16 protein-coding genes are annotated in these 17,520 nt (G+C 73.1%); 4 read left to right on the top strand and 12 right to left on the bottom strand.

Annotation, left to right across the window (positions count from 1 at the left end):
• Positions 1–16: 16 nt before the first annotated feature.
• From ACWD12_RS33330 to ACWD12_RS33295, 8 genes are all read right to left on the bottom strand, one after another.
• Positions 17–1,243 (bottom strand): 4-hydroxybenzoate 3-monooxygenase, encoded by a 1,227-nt coding sequence (locus ACWD12_RS33330; protein WP_450102778.1) that lies wholly within the window; start codon positions 1,241–1,243, stop codon positions 17–19.
• Positions 1,243–2,430: a bifunctional 3-oxoadipate enol-lactonase/4-carboxymuconolactone decarboxylase PcaDC gene (gene pcaDC, locus ACWD12_RS33325; protein ID WP_450102683.1), complete on the bottom strand. Its 1,188-nt coding sequence runs from the start codon at positions 2,428–2,430 to the stop codon at positions 1,243–1,245. Before pcaDC ends, ACWD12_RS33330 begins: the two co-directional genes overlap by 1 nt.
• Complete coding sequence (pcaB, locus tag ACWD12_RS33320) at positions 2,427–3,965, bottom strand: 3-carboxy-cis,cis-muconate cycloisomerase (protein WP_450102682.1); 1,539 nt, start codon at positions 3,963–3,965, stop codon at positions 2,427–2,429. The genes pcaDC and pcaB overlap by 4 nt, the downstream gene beginning before the upstream one ends.
• Before the next feature lie 55 nt (positions 3,966–4,020).
• Positions 4,021–4,623, bottom strand: a complete 603-nt coding sequence (pcaG, locus tag ACWD12_RS33315) for a protocatechuate 3,4-dioxygenase subunit alpha (protein WP_450102777.1) — start codon at positions 4,621–4,623, stop codon at positions 4,021–4,023.
• A gap of 77 nt (positions 4,624–4,700) precedes the next feature.
• Positions 4,701–5,468, bottom strand: coding sequence for a protocatechuate 3,4-dioxygenase subunit beta (gene pcaH, locus ACWD12_RS33310; RefSeq protein WP_450102681.1), 768 nt, complete (start codon positions 5,466–5,468; stop codon positions 4,701–4,703).
• An 11-nt stretch (positions 5,469–5,479) separates the two neighbouring features.
• The gene (locus ACWD12_RS33305; RefSeq protein ID WP_450102776.1) at positions 5,480–6,658 is read right to left on the bottom strand and encodes a thiolase family protein; all 1,179 of its coding nucleotides are present in this window, start codon (positions 6,656–6,658) and stop codon (positions 5,480–5,482) included.
• A gap of 89 nt (positions 6,659–6,747) precedes the next feature.
• On the bottom strand, positions 6,748–7,488 hold the full coding sequence (locus ACWD12_RS33300; RefSeq protein ID WP_450102775.1) for a CoA-transferase subunit beta: 741 nt from the start codon (positions 7,486–7,488) through the stop codon (positions 6,748–6,750).
• A 149-nt stretch (positions 7,489–7,637) separates the two neighbouring features.
• Positions 7,638–8,453 carry a CoA transferase subunit A gene (locus ACWD12_RS33295; protein WP_450102680.1) on the bottom strand — a complete coding sequence of 272 codons (816 nt, stop codon included), beginning with the start codon at positions 8,451–8,453 and terminating at the stop codon, positions 7,638–7,640.
• A gap of 174 nt (positions 8,454–8,627) precedes the next feature.
• Between ACWD12_RS33295 and ACWD12_RS33290 the strand changes: the two genes are divergently transcribed.
• Together ACWD12_RS33290 and ACWD12_RS33285 are read left to right on the top strand one after the other, a co-directional pair.
• Positions 8,628–10,355 (top strand): IclR family transcriptional regulator domain-containing protein, encoded by a 1,728-nt coding sequence (locus ACWD12_RS33290; RefSeq protein ID WP_450102679.1) that lies wholly within the window; start codon positions 8,628–8,630, stop codon positions 10,353–10,355.
• A 130-nt stretch (positions 10,356–10,485) separates the two neighbouring features.
• Complete coding sequence (locus tag ACWD12_RS33285; protein ID WP_450102678.1) at positions 10,486–11,376, top strand: alpha/beta fold hydrolase; 891 nt, start codon at positions 10,486–10,488, stop codon at positions 11,374–11,376.
• A gap of 32 nt (positions 11,377–11,408) precedes the next feature.
• Here the strand turns inward: ACWD12_RS33285 and ACWD12_RS33280 are convergent, their stop codons facing one another.
• Positions 11,409–11,762, bottom strand: a complete 354-nt coding sequence (locus tag ACWD12_RS33280; protein WP_450102677.1) for a hypothetical protein — start codon at positions 11,760–11,762, stop codon at positions 11,409–11,411.
• Between the two features lie 82 nt (positions 11,763–11,844).
• Positions 11,845–12,420, bottom strand: a complete 576-nt coding sequence (locus ACWD12_RS33275; protein ID WP_450102676.1) for a TetR/AcrR family transcriptional regulator — start codon at positions 12,418–12,420, stop codon at positions 11,845–11,847.
• 130 nt (positions 12,421–12,550) lie between these two features.
• On the opposite strand from ACWD12_RS33275, the gene ACWD12_RS33270 reads away from it, so the two are divergent.
• A complete protein-coding gene (locus ACWD12_RS33270) occupies positions 12,551–13,048 on the top strand; it encodes an FBP domain-containing protein (RefSeq protein ID WP_358353846.1) in 498 nt (165 codons plus the stop codon).
• Between the two features lie 82 nt (positions 13,049–13,130).
• Here ACWD12_RS33270 and ACWD12_RS33265 read toward each other — a convergent pair whose 3' ends face one another.
• Both ACWD12_RS33265 and ACWD12_RS33260 read right to left on the bottom strand, forming a co-directional pair.
• Positions 13,131–13,847, bottom strand: coding sequence for a response regulator (locus ACWD12_RS33265; RefSeq protein WP_358353845.1), 717 nt, complete (start codon positions 13,845–13,847; stop codon positions 13,131–13,133).
• Positions 13,844–15,667: a sensor histidine kinase gene (locus ACWD12_RS33260; protein WP_450102675.1), complete on the bottom strand. Its 1,824-nt coding sequence runs from the start codon at positions 15,665–15,667 to the stop codon at positions 13,844–13,846. Before ACWD12_RS33260 ends, ACWD12_RS33265 begins: the two co-directional genes overlap by 4 nt.
• Positions 15,668–15,869: 202 nt before the next feature.
• On the opposite strand from ACWD12_RS33260, the gene dctA reads away from it, so the two are divergent.
• Complete coding sequence (dctA, locus tag ACWD12_RS33255) at positions 15,870–17,315, top strand: C4-dicarboxylate transporter DctA (protein ID WP_450102674.1); 1,446 nt, start codon at positions 15,870–15,872, stop codon at positions 17,313–17,315.
• Positions 17,316–17,520: the final 205 nt, after the last annotated feature.

Genomic DNA, 17,520 nt, shown 5'->3' with positions numbered 1-17,520 from the left:
CCCCGACACACGTACGTCACCCGACCGGCGCCGCGGGCTCCCTCGTCGGCTCGCCCACCGGCGGTGTGAGCGGCAAGCCGACGTAGTTCTCCGCGAGTTCGGCCGCGGCGTGCGGGGAGTCGGCGATGCGGCCGAGCTGCGCGATCTGCAGGCGGGTCTCGAACGCGCTTTGCGCCGGGTCCGCGTGCAGCGTGGTGGTCATGAAGTACGAGAAGTGCTCGGCCCGCCACACCCGCCGCAGGCAGGTGTCCGAGTAGGCGTCCAGGAGTTCGGTGGAGCCGGTGTCGTGCAGTTCGGCGAACGCGGTGGCCAGCACCGTGACGTCGGCCGCCGCGAGGTTGAGCCCCTTCGCCCCGGTCGGCGGGACGATGTGGGCGGCATCGCCCGCCAGGAACAACCGACCGTGCCTGAGCGGTTCGGTGACGAAGCTGCGCATCGGCAGCACGGACTTGGCGGTGATCGGACCGCGTTCGAGTCGCCAGGGGCCGTCCACCGCGAACCGGGCGTCGAGTTCGTCCCAGATCCGCTCGTCGGACCACTCGGCGACGTCGGTGCCGTTGGGGACCTGGAGGTACAGCCGGCTGACGCTCGGCGAACGCATGCTGTGCAGCGCGAACCCGCGCGGCGAGTGGGCGTAGATGAGTTCGTCGCACGAGGGTGCCACGTCGGCGAGGATGCCGAGCCAGGAGTACGGGTACTCGCGCTCGTACGTCGTGAGCCCGCCCTCGGGCACCGCGCGCCGCGCGACCCCGTGGAACCCGTCGCAGCCGACGACGTAGTCACAGGTCAGCGTGCGGTCGCGGCCCTCGCTGCGGTAGCGGACCGTCGGACGACCGGTGTCGGCGCCCTCGACGGCGAGGACCTCGGCACCGAACAACAGCGGTGGCCCTTCGGCGAGTTGCAGGGCGATGAGGTCCTTCACCACCTCGGTCTGCGCGTAGACGGTGACGCTCGCGCCGTCGGCGAGTGCCGGGAAATCGATGCGGTGCGAGCGGCGGTCGAACCGCAGTTCGATGCCGTGGTGCACGAGCCCTTTGCGGTCGAGGAGGTCCCCCGCGCCGGCGGCACGCAGGACGTCGACGGTGCCCTGCTCCAGGATTCCGGCGCGCTGGCGCTGCTCGACGTACGCGCGGTCCCGGCTCTCCAGTACTACGCAGGCCACGCCGCGCAGGTGCAGCAGGCGGGCGAGTAGCAGCCCGGCGGGCCCGCCTCCGACGATGGCGACTGTGGTGTGCTCGGGGATCACGGGGTGCCTTCCTGGGCTGTGGAGCGGGTGGCCCGCGCGGTCGGGGAATCTATGTCGGCGAGCACCCGGGCGGCCACGGCGAACGCCGAGTTCGCCGCGGGTACCCCGCAGTACACGGCGGTCTGCAGCAGGACTTCGCGGATCTCGTCGCGGGTGAGTCCGTTGCGCAGCGTGGCCCGTACGTGCATTGCCAGTTCGTCGTGGTGGCCGTGCGCGACCAGTGCGGTCAGGGTGATGCAGCTGCGGGTGCGGCGGTCCAGGCCCGGCCTGGTCCAGATCTCGCCCCAGGCGTAGCGCGTGATGAAGTCCTGGAACGGCGCGGTGAATTCGGTGGTGGCGGCGATCGCGCGGTCGACGTGCTCGTCGCCGAGCACTTCGCGGCGCACGGCGGTCCCCCGCGCGCGCGACGGGCCGAGCAGGTGTTCCGCGAGCGCGGTGAGCACGCGGTCGGGCTGCTCGACGTTGGCGAGGTGCGCGGAGCCGGCGATCTCCACGAGCGTGGAGTCGGCGATTCCGTCGGCGAGTTCGCGGGCGTGCGCGGGCGGCGTGGCGGGGTCGTCCCGGCCGGCGACGACGAGGGTCGGCGCGGCTATGCGGGGCAGTTCGGTGCGGAGGTCGTACCCGGCGATGGCGTCGCAGCACGCGGCGTACCCGTGGGGATCGACGCCGCGCATGGCGTCGACGAGGCGCCGGGCCTCGGAGGCGTCGGCGAAGTCCGCGGTGAACCAGCGCTTGGCGGCGCCGTCGGCGACGGGGCCGACACCTTGTGCCCGCACGAGTGCGGCGCGCTCGTGCCAGGGGCCAGGCTCACCGAACCGTGCCGACGAGCACACGACGGCCAGTGCGGTGACGCGTTCGGGGTGGTGTGCGGCCAGCCACGCCCCTACCGCGCCGCCGAGCGAGATCCCGGCGTACGCGAAGCGGTCGAGGCCCAGGGTGTCGGCGAGGGCGAGAATTCCGGCGGCCAGCGCGGCGACCGTCAGCGGCTCTGCGGGGACTTCGCCACCGGGCTGGTACGAGGTCCCGCCGTGGCCGGGCAGGTCCCAGCGGATGACGGTGAAGGCCCTTGCCAAAACCGCGACTTGGGGATCCCAGACATGCAGGGTCGTACCCAGCGAGGGACCCAGGATCAGCGGCGGACCTCCGGCGCCGTCGACACGGTGATGCGGCACGGGGGTGGTCACGGGGTCGTACCTTCCTGATCGTCGGGCGCTTCGGCGGGTCCGCCGGCGCGCGGCTTGGCAGGCGCCGCGGCGGGCGCGCGGTCCGGCACGGCGGCATCCGTGTCGGTGGGTGCCGCGTCGGGCCCGTCGGCGTGGGCGTCGGTGCGGTCGGCCGGGCGGCGCCGTAGGGCGCGGTCGACGAGGCTGCCCGCCGCCCCGGTGTGGTGTGCCGGGTCGGTGAGTTCGACGAGTCGGTCGGCGTCGAAGACGCCCTTGAGGGCGGGTTCGTCGTCGATCGCGCCGATCAGCGTCACCGCGCCGCCTGTCACCCTCGCGGCCACCCGCTCGATCGCCGCGCGAGCCCCGGTTCGGCCGATCACCGGTGCGTACGCCGCCACCAGGCCCTCGGTTGCGACGAGTCCGCCGGTCAGCGCGAGGTTGACCCGCATCCGCTCCGGGTCCACCCGCAGTTCGGACACCAGGACGCGGGCCGCCGAGGCCGCGCCGCCGGTGAGCCGCAGCGCGTCCCGCAGCGGGACCCACTCGGCGTGCCAGGCGCCCGGCGGGCGTTCGTCGGCCGCTACGAGCGATGCCGCCAACACCCCTGCCAGTGCCGGGATCTGCCGCGCCGTGGCGGCGATCAGCGTGGCACCGACCGGGTTCGCCTTGTGCGGCATCGCGGAGGAGCCACCGCCGGTGCCTTCCGCGAGTTCGGCGATCTCGGTGCGGGACAGGGTCAGGACGTCTTCGGCGATCTTGCCGAGTGCCCCGGCCGTGAAGGCGAGTGCGGCGCCGAGGTCGACGACGGGTGTACGCAGAACGTGCCACGGCAACACCGGTTCGGCGAGCCCGAGCGCACGAGCGTACGCCGCCGGCACCAGCATGCCGGTGCCGTCATCAGGCCCCCCGAACGGGTCGTCGTCCGGGCCGTCCGCCTGGCGTCCCGCCGGAGGTTCCGCCGCCCAGGCAGCCAACGTCCCCGCCGCGCCGCCCAGTTGCGCGGGAAGACGGACTCCCGCGAGGCGGTCGCGTGCGTCCAGAACGAGCGCGCGCCAGCCCGCGGCCTTCAGCCCGAACGTGGTCGGCACCGCGTGCTGGGCGAGCGTACGTGCGGCCATGACGGTGTCCCGATGCCGCGCGGCCAGCCGGGCGAGCGCCCCCGCTGTGGCGTCCAGGTCGTCGAGCAGGACGGCGCGGCTGCGTGCGGCCACCAGCATCCAGGCCGTGTCGACGATGTCCTGGCTGGTCGCGCCCCGGTGCACGAACTCGGCCGCTGCCGGGTCGACTTCGCTTACCCGAGCGGCGATGTCCGCGACCAGCGGGATGACCGGGTTGCCGCCGGCCCGGGCCCGCAAGGCGATCGAGCGTGCGTCGAAGCGTCCGGTGTCCGCCGTCACGAGCGCCACGGCGTCGGCGGCGGACGCCGGTGCCCGCCCGGTCTCCGCGAGGGCCCGGACGAGCGCGGCTTCCGCGTCCAGCATCGCCCGCAGGAACGCCGCGTCGCCGGTCGCGGTCTCGGCCGCGGTACCCGCGGAGACCGGGGCGGTCAGGCCCACGTCTCCGGGCCCATGCGAAGTCGAGCCGTGCGAAGGGGGCTCGTACCGAGTCGGCTCATGCGAAGTCAAGGAAGACCGTCTCCTCGTACCGGCCCCCGTCCGCGTCCTCGCCGCCCTGCAACCGGACGTCGAACCGGTGGACGCCGTCACGTTCGCGGACCGTCTCCAGGGTGGCCCGGCGGGCCGGCGGCAGCGACGCCAGCAAGGCGTCCTCGGCGTACCCGGGTTCGCCGGTCAGGTACGCGCGGCTGAACAGGTGGTGCAGCAGACCGCGGGCGAACAGGCAGACCGACAGGTAGGGCACGCCGGCGGGGGCCAACGTCCGCAGTGCGTAGCGCCCGTCGGCGTCGGTGGCCACCCGGGCGAACCCGGTGAAGGTCACTCCGTCGCGCCCGGCGAACCCACCGGAGGTCTCGTCGCGGCGCATCGATCCCGGTGCCCCGAGCCGGGAACCGTCCGGCCCGGCCTGCCAGAACTCCAGGAGAGCGTCGGGTATCGGGGTGCCCGCACCGTCCAGGACCCGGCCGTGCAGGGTTACGGCTCCCGGATGTCCCGGGGGTACGAGGTCGCCGCCGCCCGGGAACGGCAGCGCGTAGCCGAAGAACGGGCCGACCGTCTGCGCCGGAGTGGGCGCGAGTCGCGACGTCGCGGCGGTCACCGCAGTCGCGGCTTTCGCGGCGTTCTCGGACTCCGCGTCGTCGGCGGCGACCGCGTCGACGGCTGTCGTCAGGTCGGTCACGGGGTGTCCTCCGTCCAGGTGGCGACCGGGCCGTCCAGCACGATGTCCCAGCGGTAGCCGAGCGAGAACTCCGGTACCGACAGGCCGTGGTCGTAGCTCGCGACGAGCCGTCCGCGAGCCGCTTCGTCGGTCACCGACTGGAGGATCGGGTCGTACGCGAAGAGCGGGTCGCCGGGGAAGTACATCTGCGTGACCACGCGTTGCGCGAACGCCGTGCCGAACACCGAGAAGTGGATGTGCGCGGGCCGCCACGCGTTGACGTGGTTGCGCCACGGGTACGGCCCGGGCTTGACGGTCGTGAAGGCGTAGCGTCCCTGATCGTCCGTCAGGCAGCGTCCGGCGCCGGTGAAGTTGGGGTCGAGCGGCGCCGGGTGGCGGTCGCGCCGGTGGGCGTACCGGCCGGCGGCGTTTGCCTGCCAGACCTCCACGAGCTGTCCCGCGACGGGTCGGCCGGCCCGGTCCAGGACGCGGCCCTGCACGGTGATGCGCTCCCCCAGGGGCTCGCCGATGTGGTGCGCGGTCAGGTCGGCGTCGAGGGCCGTGACGTCCGCGGCGCCGAACACCGGGCCGCTCAGCTCCATCGCGTCCGGGTCCTGAACCACCGTCAGGGGTTGCCGGGGGTGACGCAGTTCGCTGCTGCGGTACGGCGGGTAGTCGCGGGCCGGATGCTCGCCCGGTGCCGAACCGGCGGCGCGGCGCCCGGCGTACGCGTCGCCCGCGGCGCGCATCTCGCGGTCGATGTCGGCCTGGGTGGGTGCCGTCATGGGTCCGGGTCCTACCTTTCCAGCACGAGGGCGAGGCCCTGTCCGACGCCGATGCACAGTGCGGCGAGTCCGGTTCCGCCGCCCGCCGCCGCGAGTTGGTGCGCGACCGATCCGGCGAGCCGGGCGCCCGAGGCGCCGAGCGGGTGGCCGAGCGCGATCGCCCCGCCGCGCGGGTTGACCACGGCCGGGTCCAGGTCCGGCCATTCGGCGAGGCAGCCGAGGGCCTGGGCGGCGAACGCCTCGTTCAGCTCGAACGTGTGCAGGTCGGCGAACGTGCGCCCGGCCCGTGCCAGGGCGCGGTGGACGGCGTCGACCGGGCCGAGGCCGAACAGGTGCGGTTCGACGCCCACGACCGCGGACGCGCCGATGCGGGCGAGGGGTTCGCGGCCGAGTTCGGCGAGTCCGTCCTCGTCGGTGAGGAGCAGGGCCGCCGCGCCGTCGTTGAGGGGCGAGGAGTTTCCAGCCGTGACGGTGCCGTCGGCCTTGAAGGCGGTCGCGAGCTTGCCGAGCGCCTCCAGGGAGGTGTTGTCGCGTACGCACTCGTCGCGGGTCAGCGCGGTCCGTACGCCCGGCAGGCCGTCGACGGCGGTGACTTCGCCGTCGTACAGCCCCTGTTCCCAGGCCGCGGCGGCCCTGCGGTGGCTCGCGAGCGCGAATGCGTCCTGGGCCTCGCGGGTGATGCCGTGCTTGTCCGCGATGAGTTCGGCGCCTTCGCCGAGTCCGATGGTCCACTGCGGCGGCATTGCAGGGTTGACCAGGCGCCAGCCGAGCGTGGTCGACACCATCTGCTGGTGGCCGGCCGGGAACGCGCGTTCGGGCTTGGGCAGCACCCACGGGGCACGGCTCATCGACTCCACGCCGCCCGCGACCGCCACCGACACGTCGCCGACGGCGATCGCGCGGTACGCCTGGACGACCGCCTCCAGGCCCGACCCGCACAGCCGGTTGACCGTGGTGCCCGGGACGGATGTGGGAAGTCCCGCGAGCAGTACGGCCATTCGCGCGACGTCGCGGTTGTCCTCGCCGGCGCCGTTGGCGTCGCCGAAGAACACGTCGCCGATGCGCGCCGGATCGAGGTCCGGCGTACGGGCGACGAGCACACGCAGCACGTGGGCCGCGAGGTCGTCGGGCCGTACGCCGGACAGCGCGCCACCGTACTTGCCGATGGGCGTGCGGACGGCGTCGACGATGTAGACGTCCTTGAGTCCCGCCGCGCCCCGAAAGCCGGGAGCCGCGCCGGGTGCGGTGCCGTGCGTCGTGGCGGGTGCGTTGCCGGAGGTCACGGAGCGGCCTTCTTCCCAGCGGCCTTGAGGCCGCGCAGCGCGAGGAGTTCGGCGGGCGTTGGGGGTGCGGTGACGGCGGTCTGGGCGGCGACGCGCAGGTTCCAGCCGGTGGCCGCGCGCACCTGGTCGGTGCTCACGCCCGGGTGCAGGTCGGTGAGGACGAGTTCGGCGGTGGCCGGGTCGGGGCGCAGGATGCCGAGGTCGGTGATGACCGCGACGGGTCCGGCGCCGGGCATGCCCAGGCGGGCGCGGTCGTGCGGTCCCGCCCCGTGGCCGAGGGTGGTGACGAAGTCGAGGGCGGGCACGAAGTTGCGGACCGAGTGCCGCAGGACCATGAGCACGCGGCGGCAGTTCGAGGCGATCTCCGGAGCGCCGCCCGCACCGGGGAGGCGGCCTTCCGGGCGGTCGGGGCCGCGGGCGACGACGGTGGTGTTGACGTTGGCGAACCGGTCGATCTGGGCGGCGCCGAGGAAGCCGACGTCGACGCGGCCGCCCTGGAGCCAGTAGTTGAACATCTCGGGGACCGACACCACCGAGTCGGCGGTCTCGGCGAGTTCGCCGTCACCGATGGACAGCGGCAGGCGCGTGGGTTTGGAGCCGATGGTGCCGGATTCGTAGATGAGCACCAGGTCCGGGTTCGCGGTGGCGCGGGCGAGGTTGGCGGCGGTGCTGGGCAGGCCGATGCCGACGAAGCAGGTGCGCGCGCCCGCGAGCGCGCGGGCGGCGTTCACCTCCATGACCTCGTCGGGCGTCGGCGGCGTGTCCGCGGGCACCGTGCCGACGGCAGCCTTGTCGGCAGCGGTCGCGTCCGCGGCAGTCGTGTCCGCGGCAGTCGTGTCCGCGGCAGTCGTGTCCGCGGCAGTCGTGTCCGCGGCAGTCGTGTCGGTCATCCGGCCGACTCCTCTCGCACGTGGGTGTCGAGCCATGCGGTGAAGGCCGCGCGGTCCCGCGAGACCGCGTCCCAGTCCTGGTAGAAGCCGTTGTCGCGGACCGAGTAGCCGGCGGCGTACGACGGGTGGCTGCCGCCCGGCACCGGCACCACGGCGTCGACGACCCAGGTCGGCAGGACCACCGCGCCAGGCGTGGGGGCGAGTTCGTCGACGATCTCCTCGACCGTGACCAGCACGCGTTCGGCGGCGAGCGCGGCCTCCTTCTGCACCCCGAGCAGGCCCCAGAACTGCACGTTGCCTTGGCGGTCGGCGCGCTGCGCGTGGATCACCGTGACGTCGGGCCGCAGGGCCGCGACGGCGGCCAGTTCCTCGCCCGTGAAGGGGCACACGACGGTCGAGACGGTGTCGGTGCGGGTCGGCAGGTCGCTGCCGCGGTAGCCGCGCAGGATCGCGAAGGGGAGGCGGGACGCGCCCGCGACGTACCGGTTCGCCATGCCGGCGTGGCTGTGCTCGTCGAGTTCGAGCGGGCGCGGCCACGCGTTCTCCACCGCGTCGCGGAAGCGGTGCAGCGAGCCCACGCCGGGGTTGCCGCCCCACGAGAAAACCAGCTTGCGGGCGCAGCCGGCGCCGATGAGCTGGTCGTAGACGACGTCGGGGGTCATCCGGACCAGGGTCAGGTCGGTGATGCCCTGCCGGATGATCTCGTGCCCGGCGGCGAACGGGATCAGGTGCGTGAATCCCTCGAGCGCGACGGTGTCGCCGTCGTGCACGAGGTCCGCGACGGCGTCGCGGAGCGTACGTATCTCAGCCATGGCAGTCGAGGAGCCCTCACGGTGCCGAGCGGCGCGGCGCGAGCGCCGCCTTGATTGTGTTCGCCTGGTGAACTATTGTTCACCGTAGTGCGATGGCCCGAGTCTGCGGGGTGCCCCGAAGGGCTGTCAACCGTCGCGTCCCGTCATGCGCGCCACAAAATCCCCGGAGACCCCATGCAGGCCGACACCACCGACGAGCCGCCGACCGAGGCGGTCGGGCCGCTCAGCCGAGGGCTCGCGGTGCTGCGCGCGGTGGCGGCGGCCGACGGCCGGGCGAGCCTCGGCGACCTCGTGCGGGCGACCGGCCTCGCGCGCTCCACCGTCGACCGGGTGGCGGCCACCGTCGCGCGGATCGGGTACGCCCGGCTCGACGGCCGCGACGTCGTGCTGACACCCCGGCTGATGGAGCTGGGCAACGCCTACCTCTCCGCCACCGGCCTGCCCGCCCGGCTGGGCGGCCTTGCCGACGAACTGGCGGACGCGCTCGACGAATCGGTGTCGCTGGCGGTGCCGGACGCCGACGGCGTGCGCTTCGTGCACCAGGCGATCCGCCGCCGCACGATGGCGCTGGCGTTCCGCATCGGAGACCTCGTCCCGGCCGAACGGGCGGCGCCCGGCTCCTTGTTCGCGGCCGAATGGGACGACGCGGCGTGGCGCGCGTGGCGCCGACGGCGCGAGCGCGACCCCGACGACGCGGGATTCCCGGCCGTACCGCCGCCGCGCGGCACCGCGCCCGTCGAGACGTTCGCGGACCGCGCCACGGCCGCCGGGGACGCGGGATGGGCACAGGACGACCAGTTCATCGAGGCCGGGCTCGTCGCGGTCGCCGTCCCGGTGCGGGATGCCGCCGGGCGCACCGTGTGCGCGCTGAGCGTGGTGAGTCACACCAGCAGGCACGACGTGGCGTCGTTGCGCGAGGCGACACTCGACGCGCTTTTGGCGACCGCCGAGGCGATGCGGGCACGGCTCGCCGCGCCGATGCGGGCCCCTGAACCGGCCGGGCCCACCACGTCCACCGCGACCGGCGGTTCCGGTGATCCGGCGCCGGCGGTCGCGGCCGTGCTGCGGGCGTCGAAGCGTGAACTCGGCCCCGAGTTCGTCGAGTCGTTCGCCCGGGGGCTCGCGGTCATCCCGGCGTTCGACCCCGAGGTGAGCGCACGGGCCCGGGACGCCGCCGCGGGCCGTCCGGTGGCCCTGCCGCTGACCGCGGTCGCCGAGGCCACCGGCCTCCCCCGGGCGACGGCCCGCCGGGCCCTGATCACCCTGGAACACCTCGGCTACGCGAGCCACGACAACGGCCTGTTCCGGCTCACCCCCCGCGTTCTCGACCTGGGCTTCGCGCACCTGTCCGGCCTGACCCTGCCCGGCATCACCGAACCGCACCTCGTCGAACTCGTGGGCAAGGTCCACGAGTCCGCATCTATGGCTGTGCTCACCGACGACGACGTGCAGTACATCGCCCGCGTCCCGACGGTCCGCATCATGAGTGTCGCGATCAGCGTCGGCACGCGGTTCCCGGCGTACGCGACCTCCCTGGGCCGGGTATTGCTGGCCGACCTGCCGGAACACGAACGCATCGCGCGCCTGGCCCGCGTCGAGCCGGTCGCGCTGACGCGCCACACGGTGACCTCCCGCACCCGGCTCGCGGCCGTCCTCGTCGACACGGCGGAGCGCGGATTTGCGCTCGTGGACGAGGAGCTGGAGGAGGGACTGCGCTCGATCGCGGTCCCCGTGCGGGACGCCTCCGGCCGGGCGGTGGCCGCCGTCAACGTCTCGATGCACGCGAGCCGCCGCTCCCCCGCCGAGGCCGAGGCGGCCCTGCTGCCTCCGCTCCGCGCCGCCGCGGCCGCCATCGAGGCGGACCTTGTCGCCGCCACGCGCTTCGCCGTCCTCGTGCGCTGACGCGCGGCGTGTGAATCCGACCGGGACGGGCAGCGTCGCAGCCGAGCCTTGATTGATCACCGCGACCACCGAAGCCACCGAGGACCGTGACGGCGGCAATCCGGCCGCGGCCGACCCGGAGGAGGTGCCCGTGACCACCCGCCCTGTCCCCGTCGCGCACCGGACCACGGACGTGGACGGCATCCCGGTCTTCTACCGGGAGGCCGGTCCCGCCGACGCACCCGTGCTTCTGCTGCCGCACGGATATCCCTGCTCGTCCTTCCAGTTCCGCGGCCTGATGCCCGAACTGGGCGACCGGTGGCGGCTGGTCGCGCCGGACTACCCGGGGTTCGGGCGCAGCGGGACGCCGCCGCGCGAGCGATTCGCGTACACGTTCGACGCGTACGCCGAGTTCCTGGTGCGCTTCACCGAGGTGCTAGGCCTGACCCGGTATGCGATCTGGCTGCACGACTACGGCTCGCAGTTCGGCCTGCGGCTCGCCATGCACGCGCCCGAGCGCGTGGCGGCGCTCATCGTCCAGAACGGCGACATCTACCCCGCCGAGCACGGACCGAAGTACGCGTCGCTCAAGGAGTATTGGACCAACCCGACCCCCGAGGGCCGGGAGCGGATCGCGGACGCGGTCGACGAAGAGGGCTTCCGCGGCGAGTTCATCGGCGAGATTCCCGACCATCTGGTGGCGCGCGTCAGCCCCGACCTGTGGACGCTCGCCTGGGCGCAGGTCGCCGGAACTCCCGGCCGCCGCGAGAATCTGGTGAACCTTCTCGCCGACCAGGGCACCACGATGGACTGGTTCGGGCGGCAGCAGGCGTACCTGCGGGAGCACCGGCCGCCCACGTTGATCGTGTGGGGGCCGCGGGACGGCTACATGCCCGAGGCCGCCGGTCGCGCGTACCTGCGGGACCTGCCGGACGCCGAGTTCCACGTCCTGTCCGATGCCGGCCACTGGGCCATGGAGACGCATCTCGCGGAAATCGTGGATCTCACCCGGGATTTCCTCGGGCGCGTGCATCCGAAGTAGCCGCGGTACGCCGCGCCGCGCCCGGCCGCACGTCAGGCGAGACGGCAGGGCACGTCCAGGTCCTCGCTCAGGTAGTAGATGGCGCAGACGCGGTGGTAACCGTCGGCGATCAGCAGCGGTTGGCCCCGGACCAGCAGTACCGGCGAGAGCTTGCGGCCCGCGCTCACCTTGTCGATGTTGTGCGCGACATGCAGGTTGTCCTCGGCCAGCAGCGGGAGGCGGGAGGCGCGCAGTACGTCCTTCGCCTTCTTGACGACGGTCTTGCCGTGCTGGAGCCGGTGCACGATGTTCGCCACCGCGTCGGGCGTGAACAGCAGGTCGAGGAAGTCCTCGGCGGCCGGGAAGTCGTGTTTCTCGGGGTCGGGCTTCCATACCGGAGCGGCCATACGCCCGCCTCCTCGATCACGGCAGCACTGATGTCCTGAACGTACCTATAAGTCGGATTCGGCGTGGCGCCGACACCCCGCGTCACGGGCTCGGCCGCGGCCAGTTCTCCAGCGCGGCGTGCAGCGCGTCGACAGCGGCGGCCCAGGAGGCGCCGGTGGGCCGGGGGCGCTGGAATCCGCCGGCGGACTCCAGCGTGACGAAGCCGTGGAACGTGCCGCGCAGCAGGCGCGCGGCGTCGGTCAGGTCGGGCTCGGCGAGGCCGTAGGCGCGCAGCACCGCGTAGACCAGCTCTCCGCAACGCGTGTCGGCGTCCAGCCCGGTGATGTCCTCCGCGGTGAGCGGCATCTGTGCCGCCGCATACCGCCCGGGGTGGGCGAGAGCGTATTCGCGGTACGCGTCGGCGAATGCGGCGAGCGCGTCGCGTCCGGCCCGGCCGGCGACGGCGGGTTCGAGGCGGTCGGCCAGCTCCGCATTGGCCCGCAGGGCCACCCGTACCCGCAGGTCCCGCAGGTTCCGGATGTGCGAGTACAGGCTCGCGTCCTTCACCCCGAAGCGCCGCGCGAGCGCGGACACCGTGACCCCGTCGACGCCCACTTCGTCGGCGAGCTCCGCCGCGGCACCGACCACCCGCTCCGCCGTCAGCCCGGCACGCACCACGCCGCTCCTCCTCCGTCCGATAGCGCGACTCGCACCCGCCGCACACCCATAGCTCACCCGCTGCTCACCCGAAAACCTACATCAATTATTTATTTGCCTAGGAGTCCTAGGCAAGGTTAGCGTGCGGGACATGAAAGCACTCACCGAGCGCGAGATCCGCGCATCCTTCGTCAACTGCTCCAAGGGCGAGGCGCAGCGCTTGGCGGTCCCCCGCGATCTCGGCGAACGCCCTTGGGAGGAACTGGACTTCCTCGGCTGGCGAGATCCGGGCGCGCCGGACCGCAGCTATCTGGCGGCCGAACACGCGGGCCGCGTCGTCGGTATCGCCATGCGCTTCCCCTCCCAGCAGCGCGGGTTCCTGCACCGCAGCATGTGCAGTATCTGCCTGACGACGCACCCGGGCAGCGGGGTGTCGCTCATGACCGCCCCGCGTGCCGGAAAGGCGGGGCGCGAGGGCAACTCGGTCGGCATCTACCTGTGCACCGACCTCGCCTGCTCGCTCTACGTGCGGGGCATCAGAAAGCCCGAACCGGGCGGCCGGTTCCACGAGTCGCTGACCGTGGACGAGCAGGTCACGCGCACGCGCGAGAAGTTGACGGGGTTCCTGGACAAGGTCCTGGCCGCCTGACGCCGGACCGCGGACCCGCCCGCCCCCGCCGCGCCAGGTCATCCGGTCGCAGCCGCCGGTCACCGGACCCGGGCGGGACGGCTCAGGGGCCCGGCACTCCCAGCGCCTCGTCGTCCGCGCCGCGCCAGCGGTAGATGTACTCGGGGCGGCCCGCTCCGCCGTAGCGCGGTTCCCGGTGGACCAGCCGGCGAGCGGTCAGGTGATCGAGGTAGCGGCGGGCCGTGGGCCGGGACACGCCGACGCCGTCCGCGATGTCGGCAGCGGAGGTCTCGGCCCCGCCGCGCAGGTGCGCGACCACGGCCTCGAACGTCGCGGGGGCGAGGCCCTTGGGCAGCGGCGACGCCTGCGGGGCCCGGTGCAGCGCGGCGAGCGCCAGGTCGACGGCCTCCTGCCCGGTCGCCGGGTCGCCGTCCGTCGCGGTGGTGATGCGGCGGCGGTATTCCGCGTACGCCGACAGCCGTTCGCTGAACGCGGCGAACGAGAACGGCTTGAGCAGGTACTGCACGACGCCGAGGGACACCGCGGAGCGGACCAGGTCCAGGTCGCGCGCCGAGGTCACCACGATCACGTCGGCACGATGCCCGCGCGCCCGCATGTTGCGGCAGAGCTCCAGGCCGTGCACGTCGGGGAGATAGAGGTCGAGCAGAACGAGGTCGACCTCACGGGTGGCCAGCAACCGCAGGGCCTCGGTTCCGAGTTGCGCGGCGCCGGCCACCGTGAAGCCGGGTACCCGCCCGGTGAACGTGGTGTGCGCCTCGGCCAGGACGGGGTCGTCCTCCACCACCAGGGTGCGGATCACCGTTCCTCCTCCCGTGCTTCGCCGGGTCTTCCGGACATTGCGATTTCCGCGGGCCTGCGCGGTTCGGCGGGCGTGGCAAGTTCTGCGGACGTGTCGGGCTCGGCGGACCTACCGGGTACGGGAGGCGTGCCGGGTACGGCGGACGTGACCGGCGGCAGCCGTACCGTGAACTCCGCCCCGCCCAGTTCCGCGTCGCCGAGGGCGATCGTGCCGCCGTGGCGTTCGACGATGCTGCGGACCAACGCCAGACCCAGCCCGCGCCCCTGCGGACCGGGCGCCGGTTTGGTGGTCCAGCCCCGCTCGAACGCGCGTGCCGCGGACGCCTCGTCGAGCCCCGGCCCGCTGTCCGCGATTCGCAGGACGACTCCGCCCGCGGCGGTCGGTTCCACGGTCACCGCGACGCACCGCGCACGCTCCGCCCCGCCCTGTGCGCCCTGCCTGCCGTGCGGCGCCCCGACGGAGGCCGCCGCGTCGATCGCGTTGTCCACCAGGTTGCCCACCACTGTCACCAAGTCCCCCGCGCTCATGGCGGGTTCGAGCTCGGCCGCGGCGTTCGCGGCCACCGTCAGCCGTACGCCGCGCTCCGCCGCCTGTGCGTGCTTGCCGAACAGCAGGGCGGCCAGCGCCGGTTCGCTCACCTCGGCGGTCAGTCGGTCGGCCAGTTCCTGGGACGCTGCGAGTTCCCCGGTGGCGAAGCGCACCGCCTCGTCGGGGCGTCCCATCTCGATGAGCGCGACGACGGTGTGCAGGCGGTTGCCCGACTCGTGCGCAGCTGCGCGCAGCGCCTCCGCGAAGCCGCGCACCTCGTCCAACTCTCCGACAAGCGCTCGAAGTTCGGTGTGGTCACGGAACGTCGCGACGGTACCGAGCACGCGGCCGTCACGCGCGGTGCGGCTGACGTTCACCGCCAGGACGCGGTCCCCGGCGAGGTGGATCTCGTCCGTGACCGTACGCCCGGCGGCCAGGGTCTCGGCGAGCGTGGCGTCCAGACCCAGGTCGCCCACGTGCCGGCCCTCCGCGGCGTCGCCCAGCCCGAGCAGCCGGTGGGCCTCGTCGTTGGCCAGGGCAAGCCGGCCGCCCCCGTCGAGGACGACAAGCCCTTCGCGCACCGCGTGCAGGACGGCGTCATGGTGCTCGTAGACCCGGCGCAGTTCGACCGGGCCGAGGCCGAGCGTCTGGCGGCGCAGCCGGCGGTGCACCGCGGTAGCCGCGGCGGCCGAGAGCGCGAGCGCACCGGTCGCGACGGCGACGACCAGCGGGATGGTGTCCCCGACGATCTCGTCGATGCGGCGCTCGGTCACCCCCACCGAGACGAGCGCGACCGGCGCGTCGGCGGGGCCCGCGTCCGGCCCGGACGGCACTGGGACGACCGCACGGACCGACGGCCCGAGCGAACCGGTGTAGGTCTCGGTGAGCGCGCGGCCGAGCACCGCGTCGTCGATGTGCCCGAGGAACGTCTGCCCGATGAGTGCGGGGTTGGGGTGCGTGAAGCGGATGCCGTCGAGCGTCATGAAGACCACGAAGTCGACGTGGCTCTCCCGGCGGACCGCCTCGGCGACCGGCTGGAGCCGCGCCGTCGGCTCGGCCGACGCAACCGCCTCGGCGACGCCCGGCGAGCGGGCCAGCGTACGCGCCACCTCCAGCGCCCGGTCCCGCGCCGAGTTCCGCGCGGCGTCCTCCGCGGCCTTGACCGCGATCAGCGCCCCGGCGGTGATCAGCAGCACCGCGAGCGTCAGCTGCCACAGCAGCACCTGCGCGGCGATGCTGGGGCGCCTCGGCGCGCGGCGCGGGAGGCCCGGCGCGGTGCCGTCAGTGCGCACGGGACCCGCAGCCCGGGAAAGTCGTTTCGGCCATGGCCGAAGTATTGCCCGACACCCGGGAAGTGCCGCAAGCCCGCCGGAACAGACATTTCACTCGTGCGCGTAATGCGCGTAACGGCGAGCGGTCGGTGTGAGCTGCGCCACTCTACGGGTCAATCGCCGTTCCCCCGGCGTTTCCCTCGACCGACCAAGGAGGCTCGCCGTGGCCCAGGCCATCGCGACGACCGACCCCGGCACGCCGGGCACGCCCGGTGCCGCCGTACCGCCGCCCGAGCGTCGGCGCTGGTACTCCCAGCTGTACGTATGGGTACTCACCGGGATCCTCGCCGGCATCGTGGTGGGCGCCGCGTGGCCGTCCGCCGGCGAGGACCTCAAACCGCTTGGCGACACCTTCGTCAATGCCATCAAGATGATCATCACGCCGATCATCTTCGTGACCGTGGTGACCGGCATCGCGGGCGTCGACAACCTGCGCAGCGCGGGCCGGATCGGCTGGAAGTCGCTGGTCTACTTCGAGATCCTCACGACGATCGCGCTGGTCCTCGGCCTGGTCGTGATGAACGTACTGCGCCCGGGCGACGGCGTGCACGCGGACCTCGGCGCCATCCACGTGACGGGAGCCGCGCAGGAGTACATCGACAAGGGCGAGTCGCAGGGCTGGTGGCACTTCCTCACCGACCTGGTCCCGAGCAGCATCGTCGGCGCATTCGCGGAGGGCGACGTCCTCCAGGTCCTGTTCTTCGCGGTCCTTTTCGGCATCGCGATCAAGCTCGTGGGCCGCCCGGCGCTGGGCGTCGCGGCCGGCATCGAGAAGACCGGGCAGGTGCTGTTCTCGGTGCTGCGTATCGTGATGTACGCGGCCCCCGTCGGTGCCTTCGGCGCGATGGCGTTCACCGTCGGCAAGTACGGCCTGGACACCCTGACCAGCCTCGGCAAGCTCATCGCCGTCTTCTACGGCACGAGCCTGTTCTTCGTGCTGGTCGTGCTGGGTGTCGTCATGGCGATCATCCGGCTGAACATCTTTCAACTGCTGCGCTACATGAAGGACGAGTTGCTGATCGTCCTCGGCACGTCGTCCAGCGAGACGGTGCTGCCGCGTGTGGTGACCAAGATGGAGAACCTCGGGGTGCCGCGCCAGGTCGCCGGGCTGACGGTGCCGACCGGGTACTCCTTCAACCTGGACGGCACCTGCATCTACCTCACCCTCGCCGCGCTGTACGTCGCCCAGGCCACCGACACCGCGCTGTCCTTCGGCCAGCAACTGGGCCTGCTCGGCGTGCTGCTCCTCACCTCGAAGGGCGCGGCGGGCGTCACCGGATCGGGCTTCATCGTGCTGGCGGCGACGCTGTCGACGGTGGGCCACGTGCCGGTCGCGGGGATCATGCTGGTCTTCGGCATCGACAAGTTCATGAGCGAGTGCCGCGCGCTGACCAACGTCTGCGGCAACAGCGTCGCGAGCCTGGTGGTGGCGTCATGGGAGGGCGTCCTCGACCGCGACCGGGCCCGCAAGGTGCTGGCCGGCGAGAAGGTCCCGCCACTGGCCGACCCGGAGTTCCCGACCGCCCCGGCCTCGGGGGCGCCGGACGCCGCCGCGGCGCCCGACGACCACGAGCCCGCCCCGAAGGTCCCGGCGGCGGCGACCGCCTGACGCGTCCGACGCGAAGGCACCCTCGCTCGACGCCTGTGGGCCGACGAGCGGACACCCTCAGAGGGTGTCCGCTCGTTCCGGCCGCTTCTTCGACGAATTCGACGGACAGGTCTAGTAGTGCTTTGTTATGTGGCCTTGGCAAGGGTTGTTTCCGGCGGTTTGCTGTTGGTATGACGCCGGGGGAACTGTCTTTGTTGCGTGGGCG

This window comes from Streptodolium elevatio, from assembly GCF_053592165.1.
Note: the sequence above shows the minus strand (reverse complement) of the source record. Positions and strands in the feature narration are given on the sequence as shown.